Raw genomic sequence first — 17,896 nt, forward strand, 5'->3', positions numbered from 1 at the left:
GGTTACATGACACAGACGATCCTGTTCGACCCGCTGGTGCCCTGGCCCGTGATCTGGGCCGCGGGCACGGTGACTCTGGCGGCGCTGCTGCTGGGGCTTTGGAAAGGGCTGTCGGGCTGGGCCTTGCGGGCGCTGGCGGCGATCGTGCTGGTGGCCGCCCTCAGCGGTCCGGTGCATCAGAGCGAGGACCGCGCGCCCCTGAACGACATCGTGATCGTGGCGGAGGACCAGACTGCCAGCCAGCAGCTGCGCACCCGCCCGGAGCAGATTGCGCGCGCCCGCACTCAGCTGAAGGCGGCGCTGGCAGACCGGCCCGGCACCGATGTGCGCTGGATCACCGTGCCGGATGGCGAGGGCGACGAGGGCACACGGCTGATGGCGGCCGTCACCCAGGCGCTGGCGGATGAGCCGCGGGCGCGGGTGGCGGGGATCATCGCGCTGTCTGACGGCCAGGTGCATGACGCCGAACAGCCGGTCAGCCTGCCCGCGCCCATGCACCTGCTGCTGACCGGGCGCGAAGACGACTGGGACCGCCGCCTGATCGTAAAAAACGCCCCAGGCTTTGCCATCATCGGCGAGCCGGTCAGGCTGACGCTGAGGATCGAGGATCAGGGCGCGGTGCCGGCTGAGGGCGGCTTTGCGGACATCGAAGTCTCGGTCGCGGATGGCCCGCCGCAACGGTTCACCCTGCCGGTGGGCGTCGATTTTGAACTGCCGATGGTGCTGCAGCACGGCGGGCGCAATGTGATCCAGTTCTCGGTGCCGGAAGAGCCGGGCGAGCTGACCGCGCGCAACAATCAGGCGCTGGTGCAGATCAACGGGGTGCGCGACCGGCTGCGGGTGCTGCTGGTCTCGGGCGAGCCGCATGCGGGCGGGCGCACCTGGCGCAACCTCTTGAAATCCGACAGCGCGGTGGATCTGGTGCATTTCACCATCCTGCGCCCGCCGGAAAAGCAGGACGGGGTGCCGGTGGAGGAGCTGTCGCTGATCGCCTTCCCCACCCGCGAGCTGTTTCTGGAGAAGATTGAGGATTTCGACCTGATCATCTTTGACCGCTACAAGCGGCGCGGCATCCTGCCGGCGGTCTATCTGGACAATGTGGCGAATTACGCGATGGGCGGCGGCGCGGTGCTGGTGGCGGCGGGGCCGGATTTTGCCAGCGCCGACAGTATCTACCGCTCGCCGCTGTCGCTGATCCTGCCTGCGGAACCCTCGGCGCGGGTGCTGGAGGAGGCCTACCGCCCCGAGGTGACGGATCTGGGCCGGCAGCATCCGGTGACCTCCGGCCTTGAGGGCGCCGCGGATTGGGGCCGCTGGCTGCGCCAGATCGAGCTGCGCACGCCGGAGGGCCATGTGCTGATGAGCGGAGCTGGCGAACGTCCCCTGCTGGTGCTGAACCGTGTGGGCGAGGGCCGGGTGGCTTTGCTGGCCTCCGACCACGCCTGGCTGTGGAGCCGCGGATACGAGGGCGGCGGTCCGCAGCTGGAGCTGTTGCGGCGGCTGGCGCATTGGATGATGAAAGAGCCAGAGCTGGAGGAAGAGGCGTTGTGGGCCGAGGCCTCGGGCCAGCGGATGCGCATCCTGCGCCGCACGCTGGCAGAACAGGCGGGGCCGGTGACCGTGACCAATCCGGACGGCTCGACGGCTGAGCTGGACCTGCGTCAGACGGCGCCGGGTCAATGGGAGACCCGCTATGAAGGGCCGGAGCCGGGACTGTACCGGCTGGAAGAAGGCAGCGAGAGCGCGGTGGTGGGCCTCGGCCCGGCGGCGCCGAGGGAGTTCGAGGAAACCATCGCCACCGGCGCTGTGCTGGCACCTGTGCTGGCGCCCCTGCGCGGCGGCGTGCTGCGGCTGGCAGACGGGATGCCGTCCTTGCGCAGCGTGCGGGCCGGGCGCCCGGCATCGGGGCGCGGCTGGATCGGACTGACCCCAAGGGAAGCTTACGAGACGCTGTCGGTGTCCCAAGGCCCACTGCTGCCGAGCTGGCTGGCGCTGCTGCTGGCGTCCTTCTTCCTTCTGGCCGGCTGGCTGCGCGAGGGGCGGCGGTAACCGATTTCAGTGAAACCGAAACGCTCCTGCACAGGCTTGTTGGTGAGGCCAGCCGTTTGGCCTATGACCACCCCCGGATGCGGCTCCAACGCAGCGGCAAGTTTGGCCTGGGTGCAGAGCGCACCCTCCATGCTGCCACCGAGGGCGAAGGCGCAAGGACGGGTTTCAGCATGAAAGGGCCTCAGAAAATACAGGGGGTCAATCAATCCGCAGGTTAACCCGGTCGGAGCGGCCGACGCCGTCGACAATCACCAAGGAGGAGAAACCGGGGCCTGGGCTGGGCAGGGAGAACTCGCGGCGGCGCTGACCTGTAAGCACCGGCTGACCGTCTGCAAGCACCAGGAAGGGCGCGGTGCCGCCGCGGAGTTTGAGCGTGAGGTCCGCGCCCTCCAGCGCCAGCCTCGCACCTTCGGGCGGGAAGATCAGTTCCGGTGCATCAGCAGGCTCTGAAAACGCCGCATCGCGGGGCCGGAAGCGCTGCAGCGGCAGGGGCAGCTCCGCCGAATTGACGATCAGCGTGGAGGGCGGTGGCGGCGGCAGCGGGTCGAGGGCGGGTTTCAGGCGGCCGAAGGCCTCAAACAGCACCGGTGCGGCGAGGTCGCCGCCAAAGATGCCCGGCACCGGAGTACCGTCGGCGCGGCCCATCCAGACACCGACCGCATGGCGACCGTCCCAGCCGATCGCCCAGGCATCGCGGTGGCCGTAGGAGGTGCCGGTTTTGTAGGCGATGGTGCCTGCGCGCGCGCCAGCCGGCACCGGCAGGCCGCGCAGGATGTCACCGACTTGCCAGGCGGCCTCAGGCGAGGTCAGGCGGCCTGCGGGCTGCGGTGCGTCGCCCTGCATCACGCGCAGCCGAGGCCCCTGCCCGCCTGCAGCCAGCCCGGTATAGAGCTGCACCATGTCCTGCAGGCTGATGCCAAGCCCGCCGAGCGACAGCGCGAGACCCGGCGCCCCGCCGGGCAACTCAGGCTTGGCGCCGCCTGCCCGCAAGGCCGCCATCACCCGCGCCGGGCCAAGCTCCTGCGTCAGTTTCACCACCGGAATGTTCAGTGACAGCTGCAGCGCCTCGCGCAGTCGGATGTCGCCGCGGAACTCACCATCGAAATTCTGCGGCGCGTAGCCTGCGAAGTTGACCGGGCCGTCGTGGATCAGGGTTTCCGGGTGCGCCAGCCCCTGGTCAAAGGCGAGGCCGTAGATCAGCGGTTTCAGGGTTGAGCCGGGAGAGCGAATTGCCTGGGTCATGTCGACAAAGCCGCGGCGTGCGGCGTCGGAATAGCCGGGGGAACCGGCCAGCGCCAAAACCTCGCCGGTCTGGTGGTCGGCGGCGATGATGGCGGCGGAGAGGTTCGGTCCGGTGTTGCGCACAGCCTCTGCCAGAAGTTGCTGCATCCGTGATTGCACCGCTGCGTCGACAGTTAGGCGCAGCTGGCGTTTGCCGGGGTGCTGCGCCGTCATCCGGTCTGCCAAATGCGGGGCAAGGCGCGGGAAGGCGGCCATCCGGTGCGGCAGCGGGGTGCGGCGGGCAGCCTCGGCCTGTTCATCAACCAGAAGGCCCTGCCTCTGCATCCGTGCCAGCACCCGGTCTCGGGCATCGCTGGCGGCCTTGGGGAAGCGGTCGGGGCGGCGGCGTTCGGGGGACTGCGGCAGAGCGACCAGCAGCGCGGCCTCCGCCGGGGTGAGGCGCTTAGGCTCCTTGCCGAACCAGCTGTAGGTGGCCGCGCGGATGCCCTCTGCCGCGCCGCCATAGGGGGCGTGGGTCAGATAGAGGGTGAGGATCTCGTCCTTGCTGAGGCGGCGTTCCAGTGCCAGAGCCACACGCATCTGGCGCAGCTTGCCCGCCCAGCGGCCGGTGGTGCCATCCTCCAGCAGGCGCGCGACCTGCATGGTGAGGGTGGAGCCGCCAGAGACCGCCCGGGTGTTCCACAGCGCCTGGCCCGCGGCGCGCAGGAGCGCGATTGGGTCGACGCCCGCGTGCGAGCGGAAGCGCTTGTCCTCGTAGCGCAGGAGCATTTCGAGGAAAAGCGCATCGACGTCGGCGGGCTGGGAGGCGAGGCGCCAGAGGCCGTCGCCGACGGGATAGACGCGCAGCAGCTTGCCGTTGCGGTCGAGCACCTCGGCGGAGGTTTCAGTGAGGGTGAGAGGGAGGTCTGTGCGGTCGATCCAAGCGTCGAAGCTGCGCAATGCGGCGAATGACGCTGCTATCAGCACCGCCAGTATGACTGTGTATCTTTTCCATCTTCCGCCCGGCGGCACCGCCGGGCAGCGCCCGTCCCGCCCCCCGCGGGGGCGGGCGCTGCCCTCAGCTCTGTTAAACAGGCGTCTCACCTGACTTCCACACGTCCTGTGCCCGTTCTCGCCCGGTAAGCAGGACGGTACATGTCCTCGACCGAGGCTGCCGGGTGATGGAATACGCCGGGTGTCACCGCGCGGAGCACATAGGCCAACGTCACCGGCGCGGAATCGCGCACATTCACCGCTGCCAGGAAACGGTCGCTGCGGAACTCGGCGTGTTCGGCCTCAGCCGGTTTCAGCCAGTCCAGATCGCGCAGGTCGCCGGAGCGCAACAGGTTTGGGTTGTCGATCTCAAACCCAGCGGGCAACGGGTCGTTGATCATCAGCCGGGCGCCGGTCTTCTCATGCGGTTTCACTCGCAAAACTGCCACGAAGCGCGCGCCAGCCTGCGCGGTTCCAACGTCCAGAGACTGACCCTCCAGCGTGAAATAGCTGCGCTCAATGGTGTAGCCGAAGCCACCCGCGGCGGGCGGGATCTTTGGCACGCCAAGCGTGGTCAGCGTGATCTCCGCGGTGCGGCCGCTGGCGGCGGTCAAGGCGAACTCCGGCATGTTTCGTCCGTCAGCCGCCTGAACGAACGGCCCCTGGGCCGGCTGGCCATTGACCAGCAGGCCGGAATCTTCCGGAGCCTCGGCAAGCGCGTGGGCAGCCATCAGGGTCCAGGCAGCCTCTTGCGTGGAGCGAGTGCCGCTGGCGTTGGAGAGCCGCGCAGACAGGCCGGCGCGGTCTACAGTCTCCGATCCGGCCTCCGCTGCCAGCGCCAGAACGCCTGCCGTGTCACGCAGCCTTGTGCCGAAGTCGGCGCGCCACAAACGGACTTTTCCCTGCCTCTTAGAACCAATCATCTGTGCGGCGCGGGCAAACATCCGGTCGGCGCGGCGCTGGTCGCCGTAGGCCGCAAGCGCCGCGCCCAATTGGGCGGCAGCAAGCGGGGTGGCAAAGGCGTCGCCCTTCACATCCGCGTAATAGCGCAGGTCGCCCATCTGGGCGGCGCCCTCGCGCGCCAGCACCAGGAGGGCATAGGCGATCTCCTCGCCGCCCCTGTCGAAATCGGCGGCATAGTTGATGCGGTTGCGCAGGTTGTCCATCGCCTGGGCAAAGGCCTGCTGCGGCACCGCGTAGCCTTGGGCGCGGGCGCGGCTGAGGAAGTCGCTGGCATAGGCATCAAGCCAGAACTCGCCGCTGTCGGCGCGCCACATACCAAAGGCGCCGCTGGGGGCCTGACGGGTCAGCACCTTGCGGATTGCGGCATTGACGCGTTTGTCCACCGCCGGGCCGTTGCCCAGCCCCGCGGCTTGGGCGACGCTGCTGAGATAGAGGAGCGGCAACGCCTTGGAGGTCACTTGCTCGGTGCAGCCGTAGGGGTACTGGTCCAGCTCCGCCAAGAGACCCGGCACGTCGAACTTGGCAAGCGGGCCGGAGGAGATGGTGGCCCGGGCGGTGCCGGGGCGCAGGCCCGCGAAGACGTCTCTGCTGAACAGGAAGGTGTCGCCTGCCGCCAGGGTGAAGCGGCGGGTCTCGGACGTTAGCGGGTCATTGGCGCGGACCGGCATCCGCAGGATCTGGCGCAGGTCCTGGCCGTCGGGCGTGGTGAGAGTGAGGGTCAGTTCATGGTCACCGACGGTTTCCGCCGTCACCGGGAGTTCGAGCATCACTTTGCCCTGCTCTGCCAAGGTGATGGAGGCGGGAAGATTGCCGAGTATCAGGCCGCCTGCGGTGCCGGCGCTCAGCGCCATTTCACCAGCGGGGCCGTCGGCGTGGACGATTTCAATGCGGGCGCGGCTCTCATCGCCCGGCGCCAGGAAGCGCGGCAAGGAGGCGGTGACCACCACCGGGTCGCGCACCAGCATGTCGGTCTCGGCCTGGCCCACGGCGCGGCCGGACCAAGCGACCGCCATCAACCGAACGGTGCCGTTGAAGGCAGGGAGGGTCATCGGGAATTCGGCCTCACCGTTTGCATCTACCTTCAGGGCGCCGGAGAACAGCGCCACAAGATCCTGCGTTGGCGGCGGCGATTGCATTTTCATGCCGCTGCCGTCGTCACCGCCGGAACGGATCCGGCCCATAGCGCCGTTGCCGGGGTCGATCAGGCGGCCGTAAACGTCGCGCAGCTCCATCCCCAGACGGCGCTGGCCATAGTAATGCGCGCTGGGGTCAGGGCTGGTGAAGCCTGTGAGGTTGAGGATGCCGAGATCGACGGCAGCAACGGTGAGCCAGACCTCCTCGCCCTCTGCCGCGCCATCCACACGGATTTTGGCAACTTGCGTGCCGCGCGGGCGGGCCACACCCGGGACGTCAATGGCGACCTCAAGCTGCTGGCCGGGCTGGGTGACGCTGGCATGGGCAAGGCCCAGGGCGCGCAGCGGAGTGCGGCCCCGTTCGCCCGCAACCGGCTGGATCACGGTTGCCGTTACATAGGCGCCGCTGCCCCAGTCCTGCGTTATCTCCAGCGGGATCACGGTTTCGCCCGCCGGCACCTCCACCGCTACGCGATGAATCAGATGATTTGAGACCACAGAAATCAGCGCAGTGCCCGCGGCCTGCGGCACGATGCGCAGGCGGGCGGTGTCGCCCGGGACGTAGCTTTCGCTATCCAGCGACAACTCCAGCCGGGCAGGCGTCTCAGTGCTGCCTGCAGGCGCATGCCAGCCGGCATAGAAGTCAATAGCGGCAGAGGCGTATTCGCCATCAATACGTTCCACCACCATCTCGTAACGGCCCCAGCCGACGGGCTGGGACAAAGGCAGCGGATCGGGGCCCAGCTGCGCCTCGCCGGTGGCAACGCGGGTGCGGCGCGTGACCGGCTCCCAATTCCAATTGCCATAAAGCTGATACCATTGGTAGCGGGTCTCGATCCGGTTCAGGGTCCATTTCACCCGCGCTGGCAGGGGTTTCAGGTCTGGCCCCAGGGCGACTAGTTCGAAACCTGCTTCAGAGCCTTCCGCCGCGACCTCATCAAACTGCGGCTTGATGCCAACGACCGGGCCCGCGGGGCGGACGGGCAGCTCCAGTGTGCGTTCCACCGGGCGTGCAGATCCATCGGCGACGCGCGTGGTGAGGGTGGCCAGCAGCGGTTTGCCCTCCGCCGGGGTGGCGGAGGGGAAATTCACAAAAAAGGCGGCGCTGCCGTCGGCGCCGGTTTCCTGGCCGCCGAAGTGTTCAGTCTGGGCAGATGTTGCCTCGTCATAGCGGCCAAAGCGGAAGCCGGGCCATTGGTCCAGTGTGTTTGCGGCGGTGAGGCGGACTTCGCCCTCAACCTTCAGGCCCGCACCCGGCGCGCCGAACAGGTAATCCGCTTGCAATTCAATCTGCGCAGCGCTGCCCGGCCGAAGGTTGTCTGCATTCGTGACCTCCTGCTCGAAGGTGATGCGCTCAGGCAGGAAATCCTCGACCAGGATCTGGCGGCTGGCCAGCGCGGGGGCCTTGAGGTCGCTCTTGATCTCGATGCGCCAGGTGCCGCGCGGGGCGGCGGGGCCGGTGGCGAGGGCAAAGACATGGCCCCCCTGATGGCCTGTAGCAGAGGTCTGGCGGGTGTATTCCACCCCGTCAGGGCGCAGCAGGATTGCGGTGAGCGGCAGGCCGTCGACCGCCTGCGCCTTGCTGTCACGGGCCAGCGCGGTCACATGCACGGTTTCCCCCGCGCGGAAGGCCCCGCGGGTGGTGGCGAGGAACACATCGACCGGCCCCGGCGCGGCGCGGCCGGCAACACCGCGGTCGGAGAGGTCAAAGGCGGCATCATTCAGCGGCAGGAAGGTGAGATCGCCCTCCCCTGCCCGCGCAGTGACCAGCGCAGGCGCCGCGCCGCCGGTGCCGCGGGTGAGGCCGGGAGTGAAATGCACGTACCCGCTGGCGTCGCTGGTCTGCGTTGCCAGCACTTCGTTGGCGGAGGAAATCAGTCTGACCTCGGCCCCTTCCTGCGGCTCGGCATCCGCAAGTCTCTGCACCTGGACATGCAGGCCATCACTGCCGGACATGGTGGACAGGCCCAGGGAGGTTAGCACGAACCACTGGGTGGCGCCCGCGTCGTCATAGGGATCAGCACCCGGCACCCGGGCAGTCAGCGAAAAAAGCCCCGGCTTTTGCCCTTTTAGAGCCTCATCAAGCGGCAGGCGGCTGGTCATCACTTGGTTGATGGCGGTGTCCACTTCGGCCTTGCCGGTCCAGATTTCCTCAGCAATATCAGTGGCGAAATGCTCATCCTCCCACTGGGACAGAGGCTTGGCGAAATAGCCCTCCTGCAGGGTGCGCAGCACGTTGCGGCTGCTGACCCGGCGCAGGCGCAGGTCCAGTTCCGTCAGGTTCACGGTCTCCACCGGCAGCGCCGCTTGACCGCCCGCAGGCAGCACATAAGCGCGGCCCGGAAAGCGAACCTGAGGATCGCGGTCGCGGACGTAGTGGGTCAGCTCCACGTCCTTGAACAGCTGTTCGCCGCTGGCCGCGGGCAACCCGCGGCGCAGGGTTATACGGTAGCGCTTGCCGTGCTCCACTCCGTCAAGGCAAAGCTGGCGGCCCTGGGCGGTGACAGCCAGACTGGCCTCTGGCAGGCGGACGTAATTTTCGTAATCGGTGCCGGCCTGTTCCAGATCCTCAGAGAACTCAGCACAGATCCGCGGCGCAGCAGTGTCGCTTTCGACAGTGCTGGCAAGCACGCGGAAGCCGTATTTGGCAATCGCATCCTCCAGATGTGCGGCGCGGACGGCATCAGGCTCGATGTCCTGCGCCAGCCGCAAAATCGGCAGCATGGCGCGGCCTTTGCCCTGCAGTTCCTTCGCCTTTGCGGCGGCGGCCAGTGCCACAGCCTGCGCTGCTGGGTCCGCGGCCCGCAAATACCCGTTCAAGGCCGCCGAATAGGCCTGCGAACGGTACCGGCGCTGCTGGCTGCGGCTGCTGTTGTCCGTGGCGGCGCGCAGCAGATAGCCGGAGAAGGCGGTCCAGTCCGTGGCCCCGTCGCTCAGCACCGTAGCCTGTGCCATCCAGCGCAGGGCGCCATGGATCTCACCGTCCCGCAGCCGGGCGCGGGCGGCGGCACGGGCCTCTGCCGCATCCGCGGCGGCCAGCGGGTAGTCCAACCCGAGGCCGCGAGCAAGGGCAGCGGCATCCTGCAAAGCTGGCGCCGGTAGGAAATCCAGGCGCGCGGCGCGCGATGCCGCCGCTGCTGCGAGACCGGGTGCGGAAGGCTGTTTCACCGCCGATATTGCACCGGCATATGGACTGGATTGCGCCAGCAACGATTTTGGAAAACAGGCGTTGGCCCTTTGGTTGAACACAAACCCCGCGCAGTCCGCCTGGGCAGAGCAGGCACGGGCGCAGGAGGCTGCGTCCGTATCAAAAAGCGGCTGCAGGTCGGCGCCGAAAAAATCCGTGTCCGCATAAGACTGGTAGCGGAAGCCGGGAACTTCCGGCCCAGCCCAGGCAGCAGGTAAAAATGCAGCAAAGGCAATAATATAGAAAAAAATGGAAGCAAACAGACGCGGCATGGAATCCTCCAGAACTGGAGGCAGGCTTGCACGGGCTTAACGTCATAGCAAGATTCCTCCGCGTAACAATGAGACAAAGCAGCCCGGCTGTCTTCGCGTGCGGAATTAGCCGCGCGCCGTTCTTGTTTAGGTATTGCGGAGTGTGCAGGGATGAGCCTTGCGGACAAATTAGCGGAAGAAAGGCGCGCCCGCCTGGCCGCCGAACGGCTGCTTGAGCTGAAGCAGGCCGAATTGTCCGCTGCCAACCGCAAACTGGGCCGCCACGCTTTGGCGCTCACCAAGCAGATAGGCCAGACCCGGGCGGAGGTGGCCACGGTCCGCGACGAGAACGCCAAGGTCAAATCCGATCTGAACACCGCCAACGAGAAGATCGAAACAGCCGAACGGCGGCTGTGGCATTCGATCCAGGCCTTTCAGGACGGGTTTGCCTTTTTTGACGCGGCCGGCATCCTGATCGGCGCGAACACCGCATACCTGAATATCTTCGACGGGCTGGAGGAGATCACCCCTGGGGTATCCTATGACCGGATTCTGCAGCTTTTGTCTGAGGAAGGGCTGATCAACACCGGCGATTTGGACCCGGAAAGCTGGCGCAGCATGATGAACAGCCGCTGGCAGTCGGACGCGCCGGAGCCGGTGGTAGTCCAATTGTGGGATGAACGCTACTTGCGGCTGATTGACCAGCGCGGCCATGGCGGCGACATGGTCACCCTTGCGCTCGATATCACCTCTACCGTGCGCTATGAGATGGAGCTGCAGGACGCCCGTGCCCGCGCCGAGGCGGCGAACCGCGCCAAATCTGCCTTTCTCGCCAATATGAGCCACGAAATCCGCACCCCGATGAATGGTGTGGTCGGCATGGCAGAGCTGCTGAGCGACACCGAACTGGACGACGAGCAGCGGCTCTATGCCAATACCATCAAGAACTCGGGCGAGGCGCTGCTGGTCATTATCAATGACGTGCTCGACTATTCCAAGATCGAGGCGGACAAGCTGGAGCTGCATCCGGAATCCTTCGATCTGGAGCGCAGCCTGCATGAGGTGGTAATGCTGCTGCAGCCGACGGCCCGGGACAAGGGGCTGGCGCTGCTGGTCGACTACGACCTGTTCCTGCCGACCCGCTTTACCGGCGATCCTGGCCGCATCCGCCAGGTGCTGACCAATCTGGCGGGCAATGCGGTGAAATTCACCAAAGAAGGGCATGTCACGCTGCGGGTGACCGGCATCACCGACGCAGACAACAACCAATGCGCGGTGCATGTCACTATCGAGGACACCGGCATCGGCATCCCGGCCGATAAGGCCGAGCACGTGTTCGGCGAATTCAACCAGGTCGAGGACGAACGCAACCGCAAGTTTGAAGGCACTGGCTTGGGACTGGCGATCTCCAAGCGCCTGATTGAGCTGATGGGCGGCGAGATCTGGGTCGACAGTGAGGAGGGCAAAGGGTCCTGCTTCGGTTTCCGCCTGCCGCTGCCGGTCGAAAGAAAGGCGCAACAGTCGCTGCCGAAACTGCCTGGCACCCTGCGCCATGTGATGATCGTGGACGATGTGCCGCTCAACTGCGAGATCCTGCAGAAGCACCTGCTGATGCTGGGGGTCCAGGTCACCACGGCCTGCACCGCCGCAGCCGCGCTGGCAGCGATGCAGGACAGCATCAACCTCGTGGTCAGCGGTCACAACCTGCCGGGGCTGGACGGGCTTCAGCTGGCTCAGGATCTCCAAACCGGCGGCTGGCAAGGGGTGCCGGTGCTGCTGCTGAACTCCAGCCCGCAGACGGCCATCACCGCAGAGGCCCGCCTGCTGGTCAGCGGCGTGCTGCAAAGCCCGGCGCCGCGCGACGAACTGTTCAGCCAGCTGGCCCGGCTGGGCGGCCTTGCGGAGGATCCGGCGCAAGCGCGGACGCCGCCGGAGGCCGGCCCGTCAGCGCTGGTGCCCGCCACCGGACCGGCAGAGCCGCCGGCGGCCGCAGTGATGCTGCCGCCCGCCCCCGCGGCAGGTTCTGAAACCCGAAGAATGCGGGTGCTGGCAGCCGAGGACAACAAGACCAACCAGCTGGTGTTCCGCAAAATCGTGAAGGAGCTGAACATCGATCTCAGGTTTGCCGGCAACGGGCTTGAGGCGGTGGACGCATTTAAGAACTTTCATCCGGACCTGATTTTCATGGATATCTCCATGCCGCTGATGGACGGCAAGGAAGCCACCGCGGAGATTCGCAAGATCGAGGCCGGGACTGGCGGGCATGTTCCGATCGTAGCTCTGACCGCCCATGCAATGGCCGGAGATTCGGAAGGCATCCTTGCGGCCGGACTGGACCACTACCTGACCAAACCGCTGCGCAAGGCCCTGATCCACGACAAAATCCGGACCTTTGCCCCGGCCGGCATCCAGCCGCTGAACATTGATGCAGACCCGGCGCCCGCGGCCGCTAGCGTCCTCTGAGCAGCGGATTTCCGGCTGGCTGGCAGATGCAGTGACCACCGGGCTCTGCAACTAAGGCCAAGAGAAGCAGTCCTCAAGAAAGGGGCGGCCTGCCGCCGGATTTGCCGCGGTGCCCGTGTGCCCGGACAAGGCTGGCCTGCCGTTCTCAGAGAAGACCGGCCGGACCCTCCCGAGTCCGCGGGTGCACCGGCTGCGCCGGAACGCCTCTGCTGCGGCCCAACCGGAACGGTGCTTTCCTGGAGTGCACCGGAGCAGGCGGGAGCTTCTGCCGCCCTCAGCCGCGGCGCAGGAAGACGGGTTTGTCCGGTTCCGACATCTGCGGCTGGTAGGCATAGCCGCCGGCATCGAACTCCATAAGGCTCTCCGCATCTGTCAACCGGCGCTGGATGATGAACCGGGCCATCGCGCCGCGGGCGCGTTTCGCGTAGAAGCTCACCACTTTGGGCGTGCCGTTCTTGTCTTCCATGAAGACCGGCGTAACCACCCGCAGCTTCAGCGCCGCCAGGTCCACCGCGCCAAAATATTCCTGGCTGGCGCAGTTCACCAGCACGTCCGCGCCCACGGCGTCTGCCTGGGCATTCAGCGCGTCTGAGATCTTACGCCCCCAGAACTCGTACAGGTTCTTGCCGCGCGGATTTTTCAGACGCGAACCCATTTCCAGCCGGTAGGGCTGCATCGCATCCAACGGCCGCAGCACGCCATAAAGCCCGGACAGGATCCGGAAATGCTCCTGCGCCCAGGCCAGTTCTTCGGCATCCAGCGAGGACGCTTCCAGCCCTTGGTAGGTATCGCCGGCAAAGGCCAGCGCCGCCGGTCGGGTGGCCTCGGTTTTCGGATCGGCGGCAAAATCCTGGAAGCGGGCGTGATTCAGCTTGGCCAGATCCTCGCTGATGTGCATCAGCTTCATCAGGTCCGCGACGGATTGTCCGCGGGCCACCTCTGCCAGCGCCACCGCATCTTCATGCAGCGCGGGCCAGGTTATCTCCTGCTCCCGTTCCGCCCAGTCCAGCTTCTTGGCCGGAGAGGTTACTACCAGCATATCTGCCCCCTTCTGCTCTTGGCGCGACCCTAGCCCGCGCCGCGCAGGACGTCCAGAAACGCCGATGCGAAACGTTCGGCGCGGCGCTCTCCTAACAGCCTTGTGATGCCCCCCTCGTCGCCTGCGCGCAGCTGCGCCACCTTGGCCAGCAGCGAGGCTGAACAGGTGAGCGGCTTGAGTGTGCCGCACGCGCCGCGGGCGAGCTGGGCCTGCACTTCCAATAGCCCGTCATAAACCGAGCCGGACTCACGCCCTGCCAGCTTGCGCCTAGCAGGATGCAACTGCTCAGCTGCGCCGGTGATCACGCCAAGGAAATCATCGCCGTAGCGCTCCAGCTTCTTGGCCCCGACGCCGTTGATACGGGCCATCTGATCGAGGGTTTCAGGGCGCTGCTCTGCCATCTCGATCAGGGTGCGGTCGGGGAAGATCACATAGGCCGGCACTTTTTGCGCTTCTGCCAGCGCCCGGCGCTTGGCCTTGAGCGCGGAGAGAAGCGGCGCGTCCTCCTCAGAGACCAGAGCTTTCACCGCCGGGCGGCGCTCAGCGGATTTAATGGTGTCGCGTCGCAGGTCAATGGACTGCTCGCCGCGCAGGATCGGCAGCGCCGCTTCGGTAAAGCGCAGGGCGCCGTGGCGTTCGGGGTCAGGGCGCAGCAGGTCGTGGCCCATCATTTGCCGGAACACCGCCTGCCACTGGCGCTTACCAAACTCCTTGCCGCAGCCGTAAACCGACAGCTCGTCATGGCGCTTGGCCCGGATCCGGTCGTTGTCAGCCCCCAAGAGGATGTCGATCAGATGGCCGGAGCCGAACCATTCTTCTGTCCGCAGCACGGCTGACAGCGCCTTCCTCACCACCGTGGTGCCGTCGAACACATCCGCGGGCGTATCGCAGAGGTCGCAATTGCCGCAAGGTGCTGCTTCTTCGCCGAAATATCCAAGCAGTTTCTGACGGCGGCAGTGCAGCGCTTCGGCGAGGCCCAACAGCGCATTGAGACGGGCATGGTCGGCGGCGCGGCGTTCGGGCGGCGCGAGGCCCTCGTCGATTTGCGAGCGGCGCAGGCGGATATCGTCGGGGCCGAACAAGGTGAGGGTTTCCGCTGGCGCGCCGTCCCGGCCGGCGCGGCCGATTTCCTGATAATAGGCCTCGATCGATTTCGGCAGGTCGGCATGGGCCACCCAGCGGATGTCGGGCTTGTCGATGCCCATTCCGAACGCAACCGTGGCAACCACGATCAGACCGTCCTCCCGGGCAAAACGGGTCTCGACGCTGCGGCGGTCTTCGGGGTCCATGCCGCCGTGGTAGAAACAGGCGGAATGGCCGGCCTCGCGCAGGGCGGCCGACAGGGCCTCTGTCTTGGCGCGGGTGCCGCAGTAAACGATGCCGGACTGGCCCTTACGGGCGGCGGCGAACTCCAGGACCTGGCGACGCGGGCTGTCCTTGGCGCCAAAGGCGAGGTGGATGTTGGGCCGGTCAAAGCCGCGCAGGAAACTGCGGGGGGCCTCGCCATCGAACAGTTTCTGGACGATTTCTTCCTGGGTTTCCTGATCCGCTGTCGCCGTGAAGGCGGCCAGCGGCACACCCAGGGCGCGGCGCAGCTCGCCGATGCGCAGGTAGTCGGGGCGGAAATCGTGGCCCCACTGGCTGACGCAATGCGCCTCGTCCACCGCGATCAGGCTAACGCCGATGCGGCGCAGCATGCCCATGGCCGCACCGGAGGCAAGGCGCTCGGGCGCCATGTACAGGAGCTTGAGCCGCCCGGCTTCGATCGCCTCCCTGACCATCTCGGTCTCTTCATCGGTGTTGCCGGAGGTGAGCGCGCCGGCGTTGACGCCGGCCTCCTGTAGGGCGCGGACCTGGTCGCGCATCAGGGCAATCAGTGGTGAGATCACCACGGTCACCCCGTCGCGCAGCAGCGCCGGCAGCTGGAAGCACAGCGACTTGCCGCCGCCCGTGGGCATGATCGCCAGCACGTTCTCCCCCGCGGTCACGGCGTCGACGATTTCCTCCTGTCCGGGGCGGAAGGCGTCAAAGCCGAAAATCTCGCGCAGAATCGGGGACGCGCCTGTCAGGGCTGCCGGGGCTGTCATGGGGGCAAGGGGCCTCAAAGTGGTGGTCTGCTCGTCTTGGCAGGCACAATCCCACAGGAGGCATAGGGCGGCAAGGGCTGCCTCGCAAAAGCCCGGCGAAAGCCGCCGGGCCGGAAGCGCTCAGATCAGTAAAACGCCGAGACGTTGTTCACCAGGATGATGCGCAGCGCGTAGACCGCGATCAGCACCACCAGCGGCGCCAGGTCGATGCCGCCCATGTTGGGCATAAACCGGCGCACCGGCGCATAAAGCGGCTCCAGAATCCGGTTCAGCCCGTACCAGATCTGCGCCACCAGCTGCTGGTGCAGGTTCAGGACCTGGAAGTTGATCAGCCAGCTCATGATCACATGGGCAATGATGAAGAACCAGATAATGTCCAGGATCAGCATCAGGATTTGGAACAGCGAGACCATCAGTATTTCCCTCTTTCGAACAGCCTCACAGGTAAGCAGACGCAATGAAATGCGCAAGGCTTCCGCGAGGTTGCGGTTGACGCGCTGTAAACGGGTGGCATCACGGGCACATGCCATCAAGGAGCGCGCGCGCATGTACCCGATTGTCCGACTGATCAAGGATACCGTTCTGGCCAGCCGGATGGCGCGGCTGCCGATCACCGGCATGCATGTGTCCAGCCACATCTGCTGGCCCTGGGATCTGGACATGTGGATGGAGCTGAACAACGGCCGCACCATGACGCTTTATGATCTGGGCCGCACCATGCTGGCGCAGCGGGTGGGGCTGATCAAGGCGCTCCGGCAGAAACGCTGGGGGCTGACGGTGGCCGGTTCGTCGGTACGGTACCGCCGCCGCATCCGCGGTTTCGAGAAGTTCGAGATGCGCAGCCGCACCGCGGGATGGGACGACAAGTTTATCTATGTCGAACAGTCGATGTGGAAGACAAACGGCGATTGCGCCAGCCATGTTATGCTGCGCACCGCGGTAACGGACAAGAACGGCATCGTGCCGCCCGCCAAGGTGCTGGAGGCGCTGGGGCAGAACACCGCACCCTCGCCCGAGCTGCCCGGCTGGATCAAGGACTGGTGCGCGGCGGATGGCGGCCGGCCCTGGCCACCGATGCAAGACGGGCTTGCCTAGGCCCCTGCCCGCCTGCCATACCTGAAGGCAACAATAACAAGAGGGCGGGCATGCAGCAGGTATCCATGCGCAAGCGCATCTGGGGGTGGTGGTTCTTTGACTGGGCCAGCCAGCCCTATCACACCCTGCTGGTTACCTTTGTATTCAGCCCGTTCTTTGCCGCTGTGGCGGCAGAGCATTTCCTCGGCCAGGGTCTGAACGGCGAGGCCGCCAAGGCGCAGGCGCAGACCGTGTGGTCGCTGTGCCTGACCATTACCGGCCTGATCATCGGTTTCGGGGCGCCGTTCATGGGGGCACTGGCCGACATTTCCGGCCGGCGGCGGCCTTGGATTATTGTCTTTTCGCTCATGTACGTGCTGGGCGCCTGGGGGGTGTGGTTCATGGACCCGGCAGGCAGCAACCTGTGGTGGGTACTGATCAGCTTCGGCTTTGGCTTCATCGGCGCAGAGTTTGCGTTGATCTTTGTCAACGCACAGCTGCCATCGCTGGCCGGCAAGGAGGACGTCGGTAATGTTTCCGGCTCCGGCTTTGCCTTTGGCTATCTAGGCGGGGTGATTGCGCTGTTCATCATGCTTTTGCTGTTTGTCGAACAGGCAAGCGGCAAAACGCTGATCGGTCTCAGCCCCCTGTTCGGGCTGGACGCAGAGGCGCGCGAAGGCACCCGTGCGGTCGGCCCCTTTACCGCGCTGTGGTTCGCCGTCTTCATGATCCCCTATTTCCTGTGGGTGCGCGAGGGCCGCGCCACCGGCCAGCGCGGCACAGTGGGCCAGGCGGTGGCGCTGGTGGTGCAGTCGGTGAAAAATCTGCGCAACCGGGTCAGCCTCGCCAGCTACCTCGGCTCCTCCATGCTGTACCGCGATGCACTCAACGGGCTCTATGGCTTTGGGGGGGTTTACGCCAAGCTGGTGCTGGGCTGGCAGATCACTCTCATTGGCGTCTTTGGCATCGTGGCGGTGCTGGCGGCCACAATCTTTTGCTGGATCGGCGGCAAGGCGGATCGCAAATTCGGCCCGAAACCGGTGATCATCGTCTCCATCCTGGTCCTCAGCTTGGTGTGCTTGACCATCGTCAGCATGTCGCGCGCGCAGATCTACGGCATTGCCCTGCCGGACGGGTCGAAACTGCCGGACGCGGTGTTCTTTGGCTGCGGCGTGCTGATCGGCGGTTTTGGCGGCATCCTGCAATCGGCCAGCCGCAGCCTGATGGTGCGCCACACCGATCCGGCCAAGGCGACCGAGAGTTTCGGCCTTTACGGCCTGTCAGGCCGCGCCACCGCGTTTCTGGCACCGGCGCTGATCGGCATTGCGACCACCGCAACCGGCAGCGCCCGGCTGGGGATTATGCCTGTCATCGGGCTGTTTCTGATCGGATTGGTACTGTTTTTCTGGGTTCAAGGAGAAGGAGATCAGGGTTGA

Annotated in this window: 9 protein-coding genes; 4 read left to right on the forward strand and 5 right to left on the reverse strand. The window is 66.2% G+C overall.

Translation table 11 applies throughout. The annotated features are described in order from the left end of the window. The first annotated feature begins 6 nt into the window (after positions 1-6). Positions 7-2,049 carry a hypothetical protein gene (locus AC5STB_RS05150; RefSeq protein WP_495441908.1) on the forward strand — a complete coding sequence of 681 codons (2,043 nt, stop codon included), beginning with the start codon at positions 7-9 and terminating at the stop codon, positions 2,047-2,049. Between the two features lie 198 nt (positions 2,050-2,247). On the opposite strand, the gene pbpC is transcribed toward AC5STB_RS05150, so the two are convergent. Further along, a complete protein-coding gene (gene pbpC, locus AC5STB_RS05155) occupies positions 2,248-4,263 on the reverse strand; it encodes a penicillin-binding protein 1C (protein ID WP_495444559.1) in 2,016 nt (671 codons plus the stop codon). Between the two features lie 107 nt (positions 4,264-4,370). After that, on the reverse strand, positions 4,371-9,818 hold the full coding sequence (locus AC5STB_RS05160) for an alpha-2-macroglobulin family protein (RefSeq protein ID WP_495441909.1): 5,448 nt from the start codon (positions 9,816-9,818) through the stop codon (positions 4,371-4,373). 150 nt (positions 9,819-9,968) lie between these two features. Here AC5STB_RS05160 and AC5STB_RS05165 point away from each other — a divergent pair, with 150 nt between their 5' ends. Next, positions 9,969-12,260, forward strand: a complete 2,292-nt coding sequence (locus AC5STB_RS05165; protein WP_495441910.1) for a response regulator — start codon at positions 9,969-9,971, stop codon at positions 12,258-12,260. A gap of 274 nt (positions 12,261-12,534) precedes the next feature. On the opposite strand, the gene yaaA is transcribed toward AC5STB_RS05165, so the two are convergent. The 3 genes from yaaA to AC5STB_RS05180 form a co-directional block, all read right to left on the reverse strand. After that, the gene (gene yaaA / locus AC5STB_RS05170) at positions 12,535-13,299 is read right to left on the reverse strand and encodes a peroxide stress protein YaaA (protein WP_495441911.1); all 765 of its coding nucleotides are present in this window, start codon (positions 13,297-13,299) and stop codon (positions 12,535-12,537) included. Between the two features lie 29 nt (positions 13,300-13,328). After that, entirely contained in the window at positions 13,329-15,386 is a 2,058-nt protein-coding gene (recQ, locus tag AC5STB_RS05175; RefSeq protein ID WP_495441912.1) for a DNA helicase RecQ, read from the reverse strand. Between the two features lie 125 nt (positions 15,387-15,511). Next, entirely contained in the window at positions 15,512-15,799 is a 288-nt protein-coding gene (locus tag AC5STB_RS05180) for a YggT family protein (RefSeq protein WP_495441913.1), read from the reverse strand. 133 nt (positions 15,800-15,932) lie between these two features. Between AC5STB_RS05180 and AC5STB_RS05185 the strand changes: the two genes are divergently transcribed. Together AC5STB_RS05185 and AC5STB_RS05190 are read left to right on the forward strand one after the other, a co-directional pair. Next, positions 15,933-16,481 (forward strand): acyl-CoA thioesterase, encoded by a 549-nt coding sequence (locus tag AC5STB_RS05185; protein ID WP_495441914.1) that lies wholly within the window; start codon positions 15,933-15,935, stop codon positions 16,479-16,481. Beyond that, positions 16,427-17,896 carry an MFS transporter gene (locus tag AC5STB_RS05190; RefSeq protein WP_495441915.1) on the forward strand — a complete coding sequence of 490 codons (1,470 nt, stop codon included), beginning with the start codon at positions 16,427-16,429 and terminating at the stop codon, positions 17,894-17,896. Before AC5STB_RS05185 ends, AC5STB_RS05190 begins: the two co-directional genes overlap by 55 nt.

Source organism: Leisingera sp. CC-HEC093, from assembly GCF_059429195.1.